The sequence below is a fragment of the Alteromonas abrolhosensis genome (assembly GCF_001953635.1).
Lineage (GTDB): Bacteria > Pseudomonadota > Gammaproteobacteria > Enterobacterales > Alteromonadaceae > Alteromonas > Alteromonas abrolhosensis.
On sequence record NZ_MEJH01000013.1, the window covers coordinates 26576 to 45445 of the forward strand.

The 18870-nt window shown below is 45.9% G+C and carries 14 protein-coding genes; 7 read left to right on the top strand and 7 right to left on the bottom strand.

Annotated features, from left to right (window positions below; translation table 11 throughout):
- Positions 1-133: 133 nt before the first annotated feature.
- On the top strand, positions 134-574 hold the full coding sequence (locus tag BGK61_RS16325; protein ID WP_014997075.1) for a hypothetical protein: 441 nt from the start codon (positions 134-136) through the stop codon (positions 572-574).
- 80 nt (positions 575-654) lie between these two features.
- Here BGK61_RS16325 and purU read toward each other — a convergent pair whose 3' ends face one another.
- Together purU and thpR are read right to left on the bottom strand one after the other, a co-directional pair.
- The gene (gene purU / locus BGK61_RS16330) at positions 655-1509 is read right to left on the bottom strand and encodes a formyltetrahydrofolate deformylase (protein ID WP_076012148.1); all 855 of its coding nucleotides are present in this window, start codon (positions 1507-1509) and stop codon (positions 655-657) included.
- A 196-nt stretch (positions 1510-1705) separates the two neighbouring features.
- Positions 1706-2359 (bottom strand): RNA 2',3'-cyclic phosphodiesterase, encoded by a 654-nt coding sequence (gene thpR / locus BGK61_RS16335; RefSeq protein ID WP_014997077.1) that lies wholly within the window; start codon positions 2357-2359, stop codon positions 1706-1708.
- A gap of 206 nt (positions 2360-2565) precedes the next feature.
- Between thpR and BGK61_RS16340 the strand changes: the two genes are divergently transcribed.
- Entirely contained in the window at positions 2566-5289 is a 2724-nt protein-coding gene (locus BGK61_RS16340) for an ATP-dependent RNA helicase (RefSeq protein WP_076012149.1), read from the top strand.
- Positions 5290-5416: 127 nt separating this feature from the next.
- Here the strand turns inward: BGK61_RS16340 and BGK61_RS16345 are convergent, their stop codons facing one another.
- Positions 5417-6697, bottom strand: a complete 1281-nt coding sequence (locus tag BGK61_RS16345) for a lytic murein transglycosylase (RefSeq protein ID WP_076012150.1) — start codon at positions 6695-6697, stop codon at positions 5417-5419.
- Between the two features lie 267 nt (positions 6698-6964).
- Here BGK61_RS16345 and mrcB point away from each other — a divergent pair, with 267 nt between their 5' ends.
- The gene (mrcB, locus tag BGK61_RS16350) at positions 6965-9316 is read left to right on the top strand and encodes a penicillin-binding protein 1B (RefSeq protein ID WP_076012151.1); all 2352 of its coding nucleotides are present in this window, start codon (positions 6965-6967) and stop codon (positions 9314-9316) included.
- A gap of 268 nt (positions 9317-9584) precedes the next feature.
- Here mrcB and BGK61_RS16355 read toward each other — a convergent pair whose 3' ends face one another.
- The 3 genes from BGK61_RS16355 to BGK61_RS16365 form a co-directional block, all read right to left on the bottom strand.
- Positions 9585-9869, bottom strand: a complete 285-nt coding sequence (locus tag BGK61_RS16355) for a hypothetical protein (protein WP_014997081.1) — start codon at positions 9867-9869, stop codon at positions 9585-9587.
- A gap of 365 nt (positions 9870-10234) precedes the next feature.
- Positions 10235-11158 carry a DUF808 domain-containing protein gene (locus BGK61_RS16360; RefSeq protein WP_076012152.1) on the bottom strand — a complete coding sequence of 308 codons (924 nt, stop codon included), beginning with the start codon at positions 11156-11158 and terminating at the stop codon, positions 10235-10237.
- 203 nt (positions 11159-11361) lie between these two features.
- Positions 11362-13005 carry an endonuclease gene (locus BGK61_RS16365; RefSeq protein ID WP_076012153.1) on the bottom strand — a complete coding sequence of 548 codons (1644 nt, stop codon included), beginning with the start codon at positions 13003-13005 and terminating at the stop codon, positions 11362-11364.
- Between the two features lie 323 nt (positions 13006-13328).
- Between BGK61_RS16365 and BGK61_RS16375 the strand changes: the two genes are divergently transcribed.
- A complete protein-coding gene (locus BGK61_RS16375; protein WP_014997084.1) occupies positions 13329-14048 on the top strand; it encodes an AraC family transcriptional regulator in 720 nt (239 codons plus the stop codon).
- Positions 14049-14093: 45 nt separating this feature from the next.
- Here the strand turns inward: BGK61_RS16375 and BGK61_RS16380 are convergent, their stop codons facing one another.
- On the bottom strand, positions 14094-14948 hold the full coding sequence (locus tag BGK61_RS16380; protein WP_076012155.1) for a hypothetical protein: 855 nt from the start codon (positions 14946-14948) through the stop codon (positions 14094-14096).
- Positions 14949-15190: 242 nt separating this feature from the next.
- On the opposite strand from BGK61_RS16380, the gene glnK reads away from it, so the two are divergent.
- The 3 genes from glnK (at position 15191) to ggt (ending at position 18721) form a co-directional block, all read left to right on the top strand.
- Positions 15191-15529 carry a P-II family nitrogen regulator gene (glnK, locus tag BGK61_RS16385; RefSeq protein ID WP_012516988.1) on the top strand — a complete coding sequence of 113 codons (339 nt, stop codon included), beginning with the start codon at positions 15191-15193 and terminating at the stop codon, positions 15527-15529.
- 32 nt (positions 15530-15561) lie between these two features.
- Positions 15562-16809, top strand: a complete 1248-nt coding sequence (locus BGK61_RS16390) for an ammonium transporter family protein (RefSeq protein ID WP_014997086.1) — start codon at positions 15562-15564, stop codon at positions 16807-16809.
- A gap of 220 nt (positions 16810-17029) precedes the next feature.
- The gene (gene ggt / locus BGK61_RS16395; protein ID WP_076012156.1) at positions 17030-18721 is read left to right on the top strand and encodes a gamma-glutamyltransferase; all 1692 of its coding nucleotides are present in this window, start codon (positions 17030-17032) and stop codon (positions 18719-18721) included.
- Positions 18722-18870: the final 149 nt, after the last annotated feature.

Here is an 18870-nt window from a genome sequence, read left to right on the forward strand (position 1 = left end):
ATATAAGTCTCCTAGCTCTACCAATCTAATCACATGAAGGTGGGCGTAATGAAGCCGTGGCTTGTATTGAAACCATAGCCGCTTTGTGATTTATTGCATCTTTAAAGGGAATCGAAAATTCACAGGGAAGACGATGCAACGCAAACCAATCGACAAGGCACTATTTCTTGGTGTTCCAGCTTTTCTACTGGCTCTTTTCATTGTAAATATCACTACAGAAGGTGAAGTGAAACTAGCAGCTACCCTAGGCAGTGTAGGGCTATGTGTTGGCTTTTTTTCTTATTTAAGAAGCAAGCGCTTCGGAAATAAATATCCTATTGAAAACTTGATAGAAAAAGACGGTGATTTTGTGGTGTTTCACTTTTTACAGGGGCTTGATCGCCAGCCCCTCAGGGTGAACGCCAATACTATCTATGCGCTTAATTTTTCTCACCATTACCTTGGAGTTATCTTGGAAAGCGGCAACGGCAAAGGGTTTGACTTTCACTATCCTCATAAGGAAGCCGTAATAAAAGCGAGACTTCAAGAGGTGCTTGGTGATGATGGGTTTAACAACGTCAACGTGAACGTGTAGATAGAGCAAAGGTAGTTTTAGATGGAAGCCCAAAAGTAATGTTTACTCGCGGGCTTTTTTTATTTTATCAGTGTAAAAACTTACGCAAACACCACGGTCTTATTTCTGTGAATAATCACGCGGTCTTCTAAGTGGTAGCGCACGCCATGAGCTAATGCCGTTACTTCACAATCTTTACCCTTGCGCACCATGTCGGCTGCACTGTCGCTGTGACTAATACGCTTAACGCTTTGCTCAATAATAGGGCCTTCATCTAAATCTTTAGTAACGTAGTGACAGGTTGCGCCGATTAGCTTTACGCCGCGATCATAGGCTTGCTGGTAAGGCTTAGCACCTGCGAAGCTCGGCAAGAAGCTGTGGTGAATGTTAATAGCTTTACCTTGCAGCTCCTGGCAAAGCGTATCAGGTAAAATCTGCATAAAGCGGGCAAGCACGGTCAAATCAATTTTGTATTCTTGAAGTAAGGTCGTGATTTGCGCAAACGCCGCTTCTTTCCCTAACGCTTTGAAATCCACCCAATGGAAAGGGACTTTATACCAATCGGCAAACTGTTTCATTTGCGGGTGGTTACCAATAATAACCGGAATATCACAGTGTAGTTCCCCTGTGTGCCAGCGGTGAAGCAGGTCAACTAAACAGTGAGACTCAAGGCTAGCTAAAAGCGCAACGCGTTGTCTTTTGCTGGAGTCGCTGAGCTTCCAATTCATCTGATATTCGTTAGCAAGCGGGGTGAATTCTTTCACAAAGCTTTGATGATCTAACTTTAGTGAGTCGGTGCTAATTTCATGGCGCATAAAAAAGCGGCCGGTTTGTAAGTCGGTGTGGTGGCTTGCTTCAACGATGGTAGCGTTATGGTCGGCCAAAAATTGCGACACGCTGGCAACTAGCCCAATTTGGTCTGGGCAGTCTATTACTAATCTAAATGTTTGTTGCATTTGGGCAGTTTGAATAAAAAAACAGACTTTCTTTTTACCCGTGACGCCAAGCGTTGTAAAGGCAGCGCGCTACTTTAAACCAGCTTAAATTGCTATAACTCATAATCACACAAGGTCTTTACTACTGTTTTTCGATGAAAAGGTGACGGTTTAACTAATATCGATTTCGCGAATCAGTACGGTATCGCAAACCTTCTTACTCATCGGTTATTCCCCTGCGCAGCTTTTCTCTTACCGACATATTGTGTTTCAACGGCCAAGACTGGCGGATAGGGTAGGTTACCCCCTGCGGTGTAGAGACAGATTCAAAAAGGTGAAATGCCGAAACGTGAACGTCTACATTGGGGCTATAAAGGGGGAGAGGTAAGCTCGACGTAGCCTTTCTAACAAGCGTGACGTGAGGCTTATAGTCTCTGCTTTCTACCTCTATTGCCGCTTTGCGGGCAGCTTTTCGTGACTGTTTGGCAAGTTCACTTAGTGCCTTTGGCGTCTCTGTTGGCGCCGCGAAGAGTATTTTAGGACCGTTCCATAATCCCGTCGCGTCGAGGGTTAAAGAAAATGGCTCGCTAACGAGTTGATCGAGTTCATATATAAGCGCTTCGTGCTGACGGTGATTAATCTCGCCTAAAAAGCTAAGCGTAATGTGAAAGTTTGCCGCTGGCACTGCATAAGGGAGAGCTGGGCCTTGGCTACTGTTGTGGTCGTAGCGCTTATTGGCTGACTTTCGAGAACGGGGAGATTCGCTTTTCACCCATTGGCGGGGCATAACTTCAGGCAATGCCTGTTGACGCCAGCTATCAAGGGCAAGCTTTTCTGTGGCGCTAAGGTCTAACCCAATAAAACATCGCATAGCTTTCCTCCTTTAAATTTGCCCTTTAGCTTGTACATCATGTTAATGAGCTACTCGCAAGTTAATAGCTAAAAGTTAAAATTAAGCGGGGAGCTCATGCTCATACAAACCTAAGTTTATCATGGTGCTACCCGCGAATTCCAAACAAGACGCAAGTGTTGAGCTATCTACTAAATTTAAAAAAATAGCAGTGGTGTTCGGGTGCATTGATCAAATCAGGTACACTATGTCCATCAATTTATAACACCTTTATGCCCTTTATGTTACAGCTGTTTTCTCATTTACCCGCTTATGAACTTGTTTTACCACTTCAAGGTGCGGTGGCGGTCAATAACGTCATTATAGGGGCGCCTCCGGGCGCGGGAAAATCTACCGTACTTCCTTTGTCACTGTTGCAATCATCGCTTCAGGGTAAAATATTGCTTATGCAGCCACGACGGGTAGTGGTAAGAAATCTTGCCGACTACTTGGCTAGGCAATTGAACGAAAATGTGGGCGAAACCGTTGGCTACCGTATTAAGGGTGAGTCGAAAACATCGTCTGCCACTCGACTTGAAATCATAACCGAAGGGGTGCTTACGCGCATGATTCAGCAGGATCCCGAGCTTGCTGGCATAGCCGCCATTGTCTTCGATGAGTTTCACGAACGCAGTATTCACAGTGACTTTGGTTTAGCGCTAGCGCTAGAAGTCCAATCTGGGCTTCGCGATGACTTACGATTAATCGTAATGTCGGCTACCTTAGACATAGCAACACTTCAAACCTTGCTCAATGCGTTTAGCGTACTGCCAGTGGAGAACTTAAATACCCAAGGGCGCGTGTTTCCCGTTGATATTCGCTACACACAAGATGTGCAAGCGCATGAGTTAGTACCTAAAACCTGCAATATCATAAAGCAGGCAGTGGCCGAACACGACGGTGACATATTGGTTTTCCTTCCTGGGCGAGGAAGCATTAATGCAGTTGCCAGAGAAATAAAAGGCTTAGCTGAGACTGCGGACATGGCCGTTCACATGCTCTATGGAGCGTTGAGTAAATCTGTGCAGCAAGCCGCTATTGCGCCAGACCCGCAAGGCAGGCGAAAAATCATATTATCTACCAATATCGCTGAGACAAGTTTAACCATCGAAGGCGTGACGGTAGTTATTGATAGCCTATGGGAAAACAGTGCTCAGTATCATCCGTCCAGTGATATTACTTCGCTTACCCAGCAGCGCATTTCGCAAGCATCTGCCATTCAGCGAGCAGGGCGAGCGGGGCGGGTAATGGCCGGAACCTGTTATCGTTTGTGTAGCAAAAGCAGCTTCGAGCGTTTGGCAAAACACAATGCGGCGCAAATTGAAAAAGAAGACTTAAGTAGCTTCTTGCTTGATACCTTAGCTTGGGGCAGCAGCCCAGACACCTTGGCATTGTTGACGAAGCCTACACAAGCGCAGCTGCAGGTCGCACAACAAAAGCTTCTGCGCGTTAATGCTATCTCACAAGCAAATATTACTCCCTATGGAAGAGCGTTGGCACAGTTGCCCTGCCAGCCCCATTTAGCCCATTTACTGCTGACCGTAAAACAGGGTATTGATGATCTTTCTGCTGATGAAAACGATGCGCTTCGCCACGCTGCTCCCTTTGTTGTGGCGCTTAGCGAAAGCAATATCAGTGTAGGGGGGGCTACAAACGTAATGGATGCACTACTTAACGCCAATAGCAGTACGCGAAGTCAGCTTACACAGCAAGCTACCCGCTATGCGCGCTACGTGCAAAATAATGATGGAAAAGAACAACGCTTTAAGCTGGATATTAACGGACTAGATGAACACGCCCTTGGGCTTTGTGTCGCCATCGCATTTCCTTTGCAGGTGGGCTATAGGCGCAATTCGTCAGGTCAATCAGGAGAGAGCCCTAATGTGTCAAAGCATGTAGTAGGGGGCGCAACAAGAAACGGTAAGTCTCAGGCGAATTTAATCGAATACAAACTGGCAAGTGGAAAAGGCGCAGAGCTTACTACTAGTGGCAGCCCTTTAGGTTGCAGTGAGAGCGAAAATGGCGATGGGCCATGGCTGGCAGTGCTTGACGGGCAACTGATAAAAAGCACGGTGGCAATACGTTTGGCACAACCTGTACCTGAAAGCTGGTTGCGTTTAGCGTTCCCTGACGCATTCAGCGAAAAGCGCAGCGTAATTCTTAACAGCGATACGGGGGTTATGGAAGCCAGAGTAAGTACGGGCTTTTATGAGATAACGCTAAATAGCACACCAGTTTCTGGACAGGAAAAAAGTCGTGAAAAAGCATTCTGGGACGATGCGTTATGCAACGCATGGTTCGCGCATCTTGATGCACTTCCTCTATCAAGCTGGCCGCTTTCTGATGCAGACTGGCAATGGTGGCGAAGAGTTGAGATGGCAGGAAAGCTCAACTTGCCCCAAGACAAAGCTTTCGATGAGCCAGACCCGTGGCCATCGTCATTAAGTGACCTGGTGCACAAGGCTAAAGATAGTTTAGCGCCAGTCTTAAAAAGCTGTAAAAGCATCAAAAACCTTAAGCAGTTACCGTGGAAAACAGCCTTGAATAATGGTTTATCTTGGCCTCAGCAAGATGCGCTGGCCACGCTATTGCCAACTCATGTGACGATACCAACGGGGAGGGAGGCTAGCTTAGACTATCGCGAAAATGGAGATGTGGTTTTGTCGGTCAAAATGCCAGAATTGTACTCACAAAGCGCCCCATTAACGATAGCGGGGGGGCGAGTTACGGTTGTTTGCGAGCTGCTGTCGCCAGCAGGACGACCATTACAAACCACCAGTGATTTAGCGGCCTTTTGGCGAGGTAGTTATAAAGAAATACAAAAAGAGATGAAAGGGCGCTACCCCAAACACTTTTGGCCGGATGACCCTGCAAATGCAGTTCCGACCAGTAAAACTAAAAAACATATGTAGCCCCTGTATTTGAATGGCTACACTAACTAGTGATTCACGTAGCTGTTTAAGAACTGTATTTGAAAGGTATTGAAACAGATATCACTGCTGGAGCGCAGTGATATCAACGATTTTTTGACCAAGTGAGCTAGGACTGTGTCGCTTTATTCCGCTCTAGCTCAACATTTAGCGCAGCCATTACTTCCAGACCAGGAAACCCATCCGCAATCATGTTGTTACTAATTTGATAGTTGCGAATACCTTCACGTGTGGCTGGTCCAATAATGCCGTCAGGTTTACCCACATCGAAGCCTAAATCATTCAGCTTACTTTGAAGAGCAATGATGTCTTTGCGATTGTATGCAGGTAGGTCAGGTAACGTGGCTTTAATGCCAGACGCGCCAGCGATTCGGTCGGCCAATACACCCACGGCAATGGCATAAAACTCTGAGTTGTTCCAGCGCATGATAACGCGGAAGTTTTTGTAGGCGATAAAGGCTGGACCATTATGACCTGCAGGCACAATAACATAGGCGGTAGTATCGCCTTCACCCAACTCAGAACCATCAGCTTTTTTCACGCCCTGGGCGTGCCATTCACTGAGAGATTTTCTATTTTTATAGCCTGATTCTTGATAGTCGAAGTTCTCAGGCAGTTGCACTTCACGACCCCAGCGGAAGCTGCGCTCCCAACCAAGGTTAGCAAGGAAGTTAGCCGCAGAAGATAAGGCATCTTCTTCACTTGTCCACAAGTTTATTTGGCCGTCGCCATCGCCATCGATAGCATAATGGGTATAGGCCGAAGGCATAAATTGGGTGTGTCCCATTGCACCGGCCCACGAGCCAATCATGTCATCTTTTTGAAGCTTCTCTCGCTCCATCAGCTTCACAGCCACAAGAAACTCTTGGGTGAAGTAGGTGCTTCGTCGCTTATCACAAGCCAAAGTGGCAAGCGAGTCGAGTACCGGCATTTTGCCTTTATAAGAGCCAAAGTTTGTTTCTAGTCCCCAGAAAGCGAGTAGGTAGTGAGGAGGTACGCCGTATTTTTCACTTAGCTTATGCAAAAGCTTTTCGTGTTTTGCATACATCTCTTTGCCTTTCTCGGTGCGCCAGTCGGTAACGCGCTTGCTGAAGTACCCGGGAAAGGTTTGTACGAATTCAGGTTGGCTGCGGTCTAGCTCTATCACGCGGTCCTGGTGAACAAGACGAGGAAACACGTCATCGATAGTTTGCTGGCTAACTCCTTCCTGCTTGGCTTTTTCGGCTAGCGCGGCGGTACAGCTTGCGAATTGTTCGTTAGCCAGTGCCGAATTAATTGCCGCAGTCGCAAGAAAAAGCGAAAGCGATGTGCGAAGGAATGAGGCGTAAGACGTGGCCCTTCTAGGCGAACGATTAGAGAAAAAAGAAGACTTTAATGAAGCTAAGCGCATAGTACGATTCCTGTGTTACTTGCCAGCATGCTATCGCATTGTGACCGTGAAACGCGAGTAAAATTCATTTTCGCCCTTCAACCGAGATGCGTTTTTCAACATTTCAGCAGCACATACATTCGAAGTGTGCATATTTGGAAACAGTTGTTGAGAGGCTGCCCGAATGGTAATGTTGATACTATTAAAACTAACGTTTTAAAGGCGTTGGTTAAATCCATATCGCAATGTGTGCGATGTCATCCTCAATGATCTTCATGGCGTTTTCACGTGGCAAAAAGACAGACAAAAGATAATCCATCTTCAAAAAGTAAAGCATCAAGCAATGGCAAAGGCTCGGCTAAGCGCTCGTGGTTTTTCAAACTGTTTTGGCGAGTCACTCTTATTGGTTTGGTTGTGCTTGGGGCGTATGCCTTCTACCTTGACGCCCAAATTAAACATGCGTTCTCGGGCAACAAGTGGGAAGTGCCCGCACAGATCTTCGCCCGTCCCCTGGAAATCAGCAAAGGTGAAGAGATAACGCCCCAAGAAGTCATTGATGAGCTTAATTTGCTGGGTTACCGCAAGGTAACCTTTGCCGACAGTAGCGGTGAATACAGCTATCAAAATAAGGTGCTGACTGTACAGCGCCGCGCGTTTCAGTTCCCTGAAGGCGCAGAGCCTTTGCGTCACTTAGTAATAACGTGGGAGGGCGCGCGTATTGGGGAAATTTATGACAAGTCACAAGGTCGCCCTTACGGTTCTGCAAAGCTAGAACCCTGGTTAGTGACGCGCATGACAAGTGGCTCTCAAGAAGACCGTATGTTGGTGACGTTAGACACTATTCCTGAAATGTTGCCTAAAGCGCTAACGTTGGTGGAAGACCGCAATTTTTATAATCACCACGGTGTTGCGCCGCTTTCAATATTGCGGGCTCTAATGGCAAATATTGCAGCCGGACGAACGGTTCAAGGTGGCAGTACGCTAACGCAGCAGCTAGTTAAGAACATGTTTTTAACCCGTGAGCGTTCAATTGTGCGTAAGGCAAAAGAAGCCATCATGGCGGTGATCATTGATGCACGCTACAGCAAATCAGAAATTATTGAAGCGTATTTAAATGAAGTGTTTCTAGGGCAAAACGGCGACATGGCCGTGCACGGCTTTGGACTCGCCAGCTATTTCTATTTTGACCGACCAGCCAACGAGCTAAGTACGCCCGAGATAGCCACGTTGGTTGCTATTATTAAAGGCCCATCCTATTACAATCCCCGTAAGTATGCTGAACGTACTAAAGAGCGTCGTGATTTAGTGTTGCGCATGTTGTTTGATGAAAATGAAATTAGTCGTCAAGACTACGAACGCTTCGTGAATATGCCGCTAGGGCTTGCCAGTGGTGCGAGCTTAGCAAGCGGTAAACACCCTGCGTTTATGGAGCAGGTGCGCAGAGAACTCAATGAAATTCTGGCAGAGCCAAGCTTAAGAGACTCGGGCGTAAAAGTGTTTACAACACTCGATATCGTAGCCCAGCGCCGTGCTGAAAGCGCATTGTCAGGTACGCTAGACGGTTTGCAGAAAGACAGAAAAGTACCATTACAGGGCGCAATGGTAGTTACCGACAGCGCAAGTGGTGAAGTACGCGCTATTGTTGGCGGAAAAGACTTTGCGTTCAAAGGCTTTAACCGAGCACTAGATGCAAAACGCCCGATAGGCTCGTTGATTAAACCTGCGGTTTACTTAACTGCACTAGAAGACCCAACCCAATTTAACTTGGCAACGCCGCTTAAAGACGAGCCTATTACCCTTGAAAGTCGAAACGGAAAAACGTGGTCACCGCAAAACTACGATAAAGAGTTCAGAGGGCAGGTGCCATTACTTCAAGGTCTAGTCGAGTCTTTGAATGTGCCCACAGTTAATTTAGGTATGCAGATAGGGCTTGATGCGCTGGAGGATACTATCGCGCGTTTAGGGGTAACCACACCCGTAGATAAGGTTCCGTCCTTGACCCTTGGTGCTTTTGAATTGACCCCTTTTAGTACCAATCAAATGTATCAAACCCTATCAAATGATGGACGTTATATACCTCTTCATACGGTGACGTCTGTAGTTACGGCTGATAATGCACTGCTTTGGAAAAAGGCTGAATTTTTCGCTCAGCGCACCGATGAAGCGGCAACCTATCTGCTTAACTACGCCTTATACAAGGTAACCACAGAAGGTACTGCAAAGCGCATTGGCTGGAATTTTGGCAATGTGAATATGGCCGGCAAGACGGGCACCACAGATGATTATCGCGACAGCTGGTTTAGTGGCTTTGATAGAAATAACGTTGTTACAGTGTGGGTGGGTAACGACGATAACCAGCCGGTTAATTTAACCGGGGCAGGTGGAGCCTTACCCGTCTTCATCAATTATATGAAGTCCCAGTCGCCTAAATCATTATCAAGGCGTTTCCCTAAAGGTTTAGGTATTGCGCATTTTGATGCGAAAACTGGAGCAGTGGTTGTGGCTGGCTGTGCCGGAAGTTTAAGTGTGCCGGCTATTTTGGATGTGCTTCCTCCACCTCAGCAAGACTGCTCAGGCCGACCTGTTAACAAAGACAGCGACAAGGATGATAAAAGCTGGTGGGAACGGATATTCGGGTAAAAAAAGCTCCAGTAAGAAGATAGAAAACACAATCACTTGGCTGGGATACAGTCCGTGCTTTCTATCTCCCTCTGGAGTAAAAGGCCCAGGGAGGCAAATCTGTAAGCGGTAGTCGGCTAGGTACCTATTTATTTTTTATTGCGTTTTCAATGACCTTTCTGAAGGAATAGGCGCGCTGTAGAAAACACCAGCGCACTGACTACAAACGCAATAACCGGACCGAGTACCACCATAAAAAGGGTTGCGGCGGTCAACATATGCATTCTCCTTATGCGTCGTTATCGTTTGAGCTAACAGGCTCAATCGGGGTAATAGTAATATCTGCAACTAATGAGTTCGCTTCTTCTACCTCTGGCTCAAACGTGTGACCCGCGGTTAATACATCGTATGCCACATCTAGCTCTAAGTTCTGCTTCACATCTTGCATAGCACTTTCAACGATGAAGTCTGTGTGCGAAACAATGTTGTTTTGAGTGTCATTAGCGAATGCTGATGCGCTCAATACGCTAGTTGCTAAAGTTAGTGCAGTGAAAGTTTTGCGACCGATAAACATAGTAATCTCCTAAAAAAATAAGTTAGACACTGCACTTGAACATACTGCGTGGCAGCTATCATGTTGCTAAAGGTTTCGATAATAAGTCGTTATCAATTAACAATTAGTTTATAGCGAGGGATGTGCCAACTCGTAAAAATTACACAAGCTTATGAAATATATGGTTTTTATTTTTTATGGAAGAGTGGGTGTGAAAATATCAAATAATAGAAAAGCTAAAATTTAGCGAATTTATCAGGGTGGTGGTCAAAATGACTAACGCTAATGCTTTGAAATTCGCGCGGCTATACTAGTCGCCACGCGAAGGCATAATAAATGGGGCACCAAATGCGTACGCAGTCGGCACCTGTAGGAAAAGAGTGATCTTAGGAGGCTTTACTTCTAAATTGTGAAATCATTGTCACTACCAGCGCAATGATTACACCTGCAGCAACACCAACAACGCCATCAGCAAGTATAGACATAACCAGTGATGCGTCTGGGATAAGCGCAGTAAACCAGTCGGTAACAACGTGCAAAAAGCCGATGCTGTGCGTGAGTATGCCACCGCCTACCAAAAACATAGCCACTGTACCTACAACCGCAAGGGTTTTCATTAGTGCGGGGGCGGCAACTAATAACGCTCTGCCAACAAAACGCTGCAGTGAGTTCATTGAACCCGTTAGCGACTTGCGAAGCATGTAAAGCCCGACATCGTCCATTTTAACTAAAGCCGCTACCAGCCCATAAACGCCAAGGGTAATGGCTAGGCTTAGTGCTACTAGCACACCAATTTGCGTGGTAAGTGTTGCATCGGTCACTGTGCCTAATGCAATAACAATGATTTCAGCAGACAGTATGAAGTCAGTGCGTATGGCGCCTTTAATTTTATCTTTCTCAAAAGCCACCATATCCACATCTTCGTGGGTAAGCGCCTCTATTCTCGCTTCTCGTACTTTTTCTTCATCTTCATGAGGCAGGTATTTATGCAGCAGTTTTTCTGCACCTTCAAAGCACAAATATAACCCGCCTAGCACCAAAAGGACGGTTATAAGTGAGGGAACAAAAGCACTGATGGCTAACGCAGCAGGAACCAATATCGCTTTATTAATAAGTGAGCCTTTTGCAACGGCCCACACAACAGGTAGCTCTCGGTCTGCTTTAACGCCTTGGACCTGATCGGCGTTAACCGCTAAGTCGTCGCCCAAAACGCCCGCTGTTTTTTGCGCAGCGACTTTCGACATAGTTGCGATGTCGTCCATTAACGTTGCTATATCATCAAGTAGGGCTAGTAAGTTAGCTGCGGCCACGTCGAATATCCTTTGTTATGTATTACAGTTAGAGTAATCCCCATTAAATTGCAGCTTAGCGTACTGAAAACACAGGTAATATACAATAAACCCGATAAATCGCAGTTTTTTAGGTAATTTGCAGGGCGATAACCAACAGAAAAGGCGAAATCAGAGGAAGTGAGAAATGAGAAGAACACGTTCGTGCTCTTCTCAAATTGAAGTTAATTACCCCAAATGCTGTTTACCAACTCTGGGTGATCAACGAAAGGGTTTCGATTGTTCTGGAAACTGAAGGCAGCTTCATTCCTATCGATTTCCTTTTGGCTTACCGGATCTTGAGAATGCCAGCTTAAAAGTAGATTTAAGAACCAGCTTTCGAATACTTGGTCATTCGTGCCATTTAACACAGCATCGCCATACGTACTATTCGTTTCCCAATTTGCAATGACATTTTCGTAACGGGTTGCCATGTAGAAATACGCTCTAGCGAAGTCACCTTTAAACTCGTCGATAGGTTCAAAAACGGTGCCTGTATAACCAGAAGCAGAGGAGCCAGCGCCCAGCTTGGAGCCATTCGAAGACGTATAAGTAGCACTTCCTACATCACCGTACGGATAGCTACTACGGCGCCCGTTAACGTATCCATCAGTAGCAAAAACGTGGTGAATATCGGTATTCATTGGTGAGACTGCACCGCCAAACCAGCTGCGCGGGAACGCGTGCTCACGGTTATAGCAACTGCCTTCTCCACTATAGCTGCCACATTGGTCAGAACCCGCTGTGTAGCTGTAAGCGTCACTACCATTTGGGTTTTCTGAATACATATCCAAAATAGAGCCATCATTTTCATAGTAGCTGTCGCTTGTATATGAAATATAGAATGTCCAAAGGTCGCCATAGCTTTGGGTATTATGGTTTTTGATAATATTGTAAAGCTCGGTCTTTAACGCGTAGCCTGACAGACCGTTAGCGCTTGCATAGTAACCAGTGAGTTCTGATGAACCACCACCACTGCCACCGCCACTCGTTGTGCCAACGCTAAAGCTGGTGCTTTCACTCGCACCGAAAGAGCCGCCATTAGCAACAGACACGCCTTCTATTAGCAAGTTATAGCTGCCAGAGCCATAGGAGCAGCAGATTCCATCGCCATAGGCATCACTAATGGTAAAGGTATATTCTCCATCAGTAAGGCAAACCGCTTCAGTATAACTTTGGTTGCTAGCGTAGTTGCTGCCAGAGGCTTCAATTTGGTTGTTTGAGTTAGTTATCTGCCAGCTTGTTTCACTGCCGTAATTGTCGGTGGTTAAGTTCAGTTCACCCGAATGGCTAGCGCACGTGCTTCCACCGCCATTATTGCCACCTGACCCAAGTGTGGTCGGTTCGAATGCGTCTACATAGACGATTTCTGAACCATCAAAGCCAGTTTGATCATAAAAACGTAACCCCACCTCAATTTCTTTCGTCACTGTAGCGGAGTAAGAGAAAGTAAGTTGTTGCCAGTTTCCGGTTAAGCTGTTGTCAGAATAACCTTGATAGCCGTCTACATATAAGCGCGCTTTAACCGCTCCCTCAGTGTGATATAGCCTTACTGAGAACTCATAGTTTTGACCAGCAGTAACATTAATTGATTGGCGGAAGTCAGTTGAGCCTTGCGTTGTTGTGTTAACGGTAATTGCAGCGGACTTGCTACCCGAGAATGAGTAGGCAGAATTTTCAGCCACGCTAATTCCAGAGTCGATAGTTGACCACGAATCAGGTGTACCAGCTGTCCATGTTTCAAAATCTCCATTTGAGACTTGAGCCATGGCGATAGCGGGTAAAAATACACCTGCCACGCCCACTAATTGACGTAAATTTATATTCATTTATTTTCCATTATTGTCTTTATTTTAAATGTAATATTCGTCCTTTAAATGTAGTGTTCGATGCCTTCCTAGGCGCGCTAAATATTGCACGTATTTATGACAAAATGAATAAAAGCGCTTAATCTAGTGGTAAAAATCATTCTTTTTATAAGAACTTTAAACATTCCCCTTGCTTGGACAATACCTAGAAATCAGCAAAGAACGCAGCAGAAAATGTACAGCAAAAGTTATTGTCCCTTGCCTGGCCGTAGGGGAGAAAAGTCGCTTCACGGGGAGCCTATGAAGACCTTACTGCTAATTGAGACAGTTTGTGCGGGGATACAATGACAAGCGATGTTATTCCTTCATTATCAGTGCGCTCATATACAAAACAAACGTGTCGCCACAAACATGACTATTTTCAGCTGGTGTTGCCTATTAACGGGCATATCTTGATCGAAATTGATAATTTTAGCGGTCGAGTAGGCGTCGGCGAAGGTGTGTGTATTGCGCCGAATGAGGTTCATTACTTTAGCGCTAATGAACTGTCCAAGTTTATTGTCGCGGACTTGAAAGATGTGCCAGTTAATTTAAATGACAGGCTACATCCAATATTTCAGGTAACGTCCGCATTACAGGCGTTTTTGTCGTTTGTAGAAATTCAAATTAGTCAGTTTGCAGACCATGGTCATGAAGAAATACTGGCGCTGTTTTTAACCTTGCTAGAAACATCCTTGAAAGGGTGCAGCATGGATAAGCGAATTACTCCTGTATTAAGTTATATTCATCGCGACCTCGCCAAAGGTTTTACGCAGGTGGAGTTAGCACAGATAGCCTGTATGGGGACAACGCAATTCAAAACACGTTTTAAAGAAGCTACTGGACACAGTTTACGAGATTATCTTGTGAAAGTGAGGATGGAGAAGGCCAAAGCACTGCTTAGAAATACCGATACACCCATGTTGGGTATAGCTCAGCTAACGGGGTATGAAGATGTTGCAGCATTCAGTCGACGGTTTAAAGCGTACTTCGGGCAACCCCCTAAGTTTTTCAAAAGAAAGTAATCTCGTGCTTCTTTTTCATTAAGCTGACGTCGATAGCCTAAACTGCTAGTTTCGCTCTTCATCTTTAGGAAGCTTATTAACTCTGGCGTCTATAAAACGTTTGTGATCGTCCATTTTGGTGCACTCTAATGTACCACCTGTAATCCCACTTAATATCGCCAAGGCTTTATTGGTGGTACTGCTACAGTTTACGCGTTTTGAAGGGCGTCGATTTTCATTAGCTTGTATTTCCTGTGTGCTTGGTCCACTTAGCACTGGGCTATTTTTCCGTGCCTGGAATTCCCTCGTTGCCTGCTCAGCATCTTCGGCTATTTTGTCGTTATGATACTTTTCGAAATATAGCGCTGCACCGTCTTTAGCCGATAAGTTTAGTGAGCCAGCACGCCTATTTGCATTTTTTGAAAAAGTGGGTGATGGCGGCGTATTAGTTGGCTTACTTTCAACGAGTACCTGCTGTGTATCCGGCTCAGCATTTTTTTGCTGCTTGGTCGTAGGGCTTTCCACAATTTTATTCTTACTATCAAGCGCTTCAGTGGCTTTGGTTGCCTCAGTTTTCAACTCAATTTCTTGCCTTTCTGGTGAAACATCGATTGATTTCATTTCTTGAGGTTTAGCTTGGACTGGAGGGCGCAAAATGGGTGGGTAATACAGTCTGGCGCTTATCTCAGGCGTTCGCTCCAAATCATTTACGCGTGCTTTTTGGCTGTTGATACTCAACTGAGAAAGTATGACCACCACGATGACCCCAAAAACGTGTAAAAAACCAGAGACCAATAAGGAGCGCCACGCCGTTTTCTTTGCAGCGGAGCGGTGTTCAATACTGCGCTCGGGCGCAAAGAAAGAAGGGGTGATAGTCGTCATAGTAAACAACAGACCATGCGCTCTATTGAATAGTTCCATCCTAATTTCATCGCACTTTTTAGTCTTCTTAACTTACTCAAACCCTGCGCCGCTTCATAATTGGGCAAATTTTTATCGGTGCACCATTTGTGTGCATTATTTTTGTGCGTTCATGAAGCGTTTGTGTGTATGTATATGATTTTTATGGTTAATCATTTGTGGCATGGCTCTTGGTTTATCTTCCGATAGTTGGAAACACGACCATAAATCACAGAATAACCAAAATAAACTGGGAGCAACTCATGAAACTAGTCACAGCGATCATCAAGCCGTTCAAGCTAGATGATGTTCGTGAAGCCATTTCAGAAATCGGCATCGACGGTTTGACCGTGACCGAAGTGAAAGGCTTTGGACGTCAAAAAGGACACACTGAACTTTACCGCGGAGCGGAATATCAGGTGGATTTTCTACCTAAAGTCAAACTGGAAATTGCTGTTCAGGATGATCAAGTAGAGCGCCTGGTAGAAGCCATCGTTGGCGCTGCCAAAACAGGCAAAATTGGAGACGGCAAGGTGTTTGTTTACGACCTTGAACACGCCGTTCGTATTCGAACTGGTGAGTCGGATAGCGACGCGCTGTAAGCCACAACGATATATTTGCGGAGAAAACCATAATGGAAATCACTTTTGAACTTGGGTATGCGCTAGATACCTTTTATTTTCTAATCTGCGGTGCATTAGTTATGTGGATGGCTGCAGGTTTTGCGATGCTTGAAGCCGGTCTTGTTCGAGCGAAAAACACCACAGAAATTCTAACTAAAAACGTGGCGCTATTCGCTATCGCTTGCACTATGTACATGATTTGCGGTTACGGCATTATGTACGGTGGCGGCGACTGGGGTCCATTCCTAAGCGGTATCATGGCTGATGGCGCAACAGGTGTCGCTGAAGAGCCAGCAACATATGCACCTTCTGCTGACTTCTTCTTCCAAGTAGTGTTTGTTGCAACAGCAATGTCTATCGTATCTGGTGCGGTAGCTGAGCGTATGAAGCTTTGGGCATTCCTAGCGTTCGCAGTTGTTATGACGGGCTTCATCTATCCAATGGAAGGTGCTTGGACATGGGGCGGCGAAGCAGTATTCGGTATGTATACGCTTGGCGACCTTGGTTTCTCTGACTTTGCAGGTTCTGGTATTGTTCACATGGCTGGTGCAGCTGCTGCTCTTGCTGGTGTACTTGTACTAGGTGCTCGTAAAGGTAAATACACAGCTGACGGTAAAGTAAACGCGATACCAGGTGCAAACCTACCGCTTGCAACTTTAGGTACATTTATCCTGTGGATGGGTTGGTTTGGCTTCAACGGTGGTTCAGTACTGGCCACTGCAACTGTTGAAAGTGCAAACTCGGTTGCTATCGTATTTATGAACACGAACGCTGCGGCGGCTGGCGGTGCTATTGCTGCACTTATCGTTGCACGTATTCTGTTTGGCAAAGCTGACCTTACAATGGTACTTAACGGTGCGCTAGCTGGTCTTGTGGCAATCACAGCCGAGCCCTCTACACCTACGCCTCTACAAGCCACTTTGTTTGGCGGACTTGGCGGTATCCTAGTTGTACTTAGCATCGTTGCACTTGATAAAGTAAAAATCGATGACCCTGTGGGCGCTATCTCTGTTCACGGTGTGGTAGGTCTTCTTGGTCTGATCCTTGTGCCTTTCACAAACGATGGTTCAAGCATTTCTGGTCAGTTAATTGGCGCAGCGACTATCTTTGTTTGGGTATTCGTAGTGAGCCTTGTTGTATGGCTAGTGATTAAAGCGGTTATGGGTGTACGTGTGAGCGAAGAAGAAGAGTTCGACGGCGTAGACATGAGTGAGTGTGGTCTGGAAGCATACCCAGATTTTACAAGCAGCCGTTCGTAAGAGAGTCTCGATTAGGCAAATGAAATAACAATAATAATGCCTTATTACTTCGTTTAAGCCCTGCACATGCGGGGCTTTTTTCGTTTCTAACAACGTGTTTTGTGCCAAGCATCGCGCTAGGGGAAAAGAGCCTAGGCGTAATGTGACAATAACGCTACACTATGATTCGATAGGCTTTCGCTAGATTTATTATCAGCAACGTTTTAGTAAAGGGATGGTTATGATTGCAAGTGCGCGACTTCTACCTTTGATACTGGTTTTCTTTAGTATCAGCTGTTTAGGCTATGACAGAATAACGGGGCACCCCTTTGCAAGTCGCTCAGAAGTTATCGCAAAGAACGGCATGGCGGCTACAAGTCAACCGCTAGCCACACAAGTGGCTTTAGATATTTTAAAGCAAGGTGGCAGTGCGGTTGATGCAGCAATTGCAGCCAATGCCATGTTAGGTTTAGTTGAGCCTACGGGTAGCGGTATTGGCGGTGACTTATTCGCCATTGTGTGGGATGCAAAAGAAGAGAAGCTAGTTGGCTTAAACGCATCTGGCCGCTCACCCAGACAGTTAACCAAAGCGGTGTTCGCCGAGCGTGGTTTGCATCAAATTCCAAAATTTGGTCCTTTACCTGTTTCTGTCCCAGGCGCTGTAGATGGCTGGTTTGCGCTACACGAAAAATTTGGCAAACTGCCTATGTCTACGCTGCTTACCCCATCTATCAAATATGCTCGTGAGGGGTTTCCTGTTTCAGAAGTTATTGCCTACTACTGGCAAATGAATTACGAGCGAATTGGTCACTATGACGGTTTTGCAGAGACCTTTCTTATGGATGGAAAAGTACCGCAAAAAGGCGATGTTTTTAAAAATCCTGGGCTAGCAGTGACCTATGAAAAAATCGCAACAGGCGGGCGAGATGCTTTTTACAAGGGCGATATTGCGCGCACAATCGATGCTTATATGAAGTCTCAAGGAGGCTTCTTGTCATATCAGGATTTGTCATCGCATACCTCTGAGTGGGTAGAGCCCGTTTCCGCTAACTATCGTGGGTATGATGTGTGGGAGCTTCCGCCCAACGGACAAGGTATAGCAGCGCTACAGATTCTTAATGTGCTTGAGCACTATGATATCGAAGGAATGGGGTTTAACTCGGCTGACTACATCCACACCTTTGTTGAAGCCAAAAAGCTCGCCTTTGAAGATCGCGCTAAGTTTTATGCGGATCCAGACTTCAACGATATCCCCGTCGACTGGCTAATTTCGAAAGAGTATGCCGCAAAGCGTCAGAAACTCATAGATAAAGAACGCGCAGCGAATCGCGTTGATGCAGGCATTTATGAAGGAGATACCATTTATCTGACCGTTGCTGATAAAGAGGGCAATATGGTGTCTTTAATTCAAAGTAATTACCGCGGAATGGGGTCTGGCATGACACCTCCCGGACTTGGTTTTATTCTTCAAAATAGAGGTGAGATGTTTACGCTTGAAGAAGGGCACTTTAACGAATATCGCCCGGGAAAGCGTCCATTTCACACCATTATTCCAGCTTTTGTAACAAGAAACGGTAAGCCAGTGATGAGCTTTGGCGTGATGGGCGGTGGAACTCAGCCCCAAATGCATGCACAAATTATTGTAAACATTCTCGATTTCGGAATGAATTTACAGGAAGCGGGAGATGCTCCACGCATATTGCACAGCGGTTCAAGCAGTCCAACGGGCGCGTTGATGACTGACGGTGGCTATGTGAGTTTAGAATCAGGTTTCAGTGAAACCGTTCAGCGAGAGCTCATGGAACGGGGTCATAAGCTTCAACGTGTAGTAGGCGCGTTTGGTGGCTACCAAGCTATTGCATGGGACGAGCAAAAAGGCGTGTATTTTGGTGCATCAGAAACGCGAAAAGATGGACAAGCAGCGGGCTATTAAGCACACTAGTGTAAATAATAGCCGGTGAGGCTAATTAGTCTCACTTTGTGCTGCTTCGCTTTAAACGGTTTCAAAGCTTGAAGCAGTCGTTACACTTTACAAAAAGGTTCGCAACACTAAGCGCGGCGAAAGTTCGCCAGCAGCCACAC

What these genes read in the sequence shown, in the direction of transcription:
- BGK61_RS16325 (WP_014997075.1), top strand. Translation starts at nt 134, where the DNA reads ATGCAACGCAAACCAATCGACAAGGCACTATTTCTTGGTGTTCCAGCT.
- BGK61_RS16345 (WP_076012150.1), bottom strand. Translation starts at nt 6,697, where the DNA reads ATGCGCTTAGCTTCATTAAAGTCTTCTTTTTTCTCTAATCGTTCGCCT.
- BGK61_RS16390 (WP_014997086.1), top strand. Translation starts at nt 15,562, where the DNA reads ATGGAAATCACTTTTGAACTTGGGTATGCGCTAGATACCTTTTATTTT.
- ggt (WP_076012156.1), top strand. Translation starts at nt 17,030, where the DNA reads ATGATTGCAAGTGCGCGACTTCTACCTTTGATACTGGTTTTCTTTAGT.
- BGK61_RS16380 (WP_076012155.1), bottom strand. Translation starts at nt 14,948, where the DNA reads ATGGAACTATTCAATAGAGCGCATGGTCTGTTGTTTACTATGACGACT.
- BGK61_RS16355 (WP_014997081.1), bottom strand. Translation starts at nt 9,869, where the DNA reads ATGTTTATCGGTCGCAAAACTTTCACTGCACTAACTTTAGCAACTAGC.
- purU (WP_076012148.1), bottom strand. Translation starts at nt 1,509, where the DNA reads ATGCAACAAACATTTAGATTAGTAATAGACTGCCCAGACCAAATTGGG.
- glnK (WP_012516988.1), top strand. Translation starts at nt 15,191, where the DNA reads ATGAAACTAGTCACAGCGATCATCAAGCCGTTCAAGCTAGATGATGTT.
- thpR (WP_014997077.1), bottom strand. Translation starts at nt 2,359, where the DNA reads ATGCGATGTTTTATTGGGTTAGACCTTAGCGCCACAGAAAAGCTTGCC.
- BGK61_RS16365 (WP_076012153.1), bottom strand. Translation starts at nt 13,005, where the DNA reads ATGAATATAAATTTACGTCAATTAGTGGGCGTGGCAGGTGTATTTTTA.
- BGK61_RS16375 (WP_014997084.1), top strand. Translation starts at nt 13,329, where the DNA reads ATGACAAGCGATGTTATTCCTTCATTATCAGTGCGCTCATATACAAAA.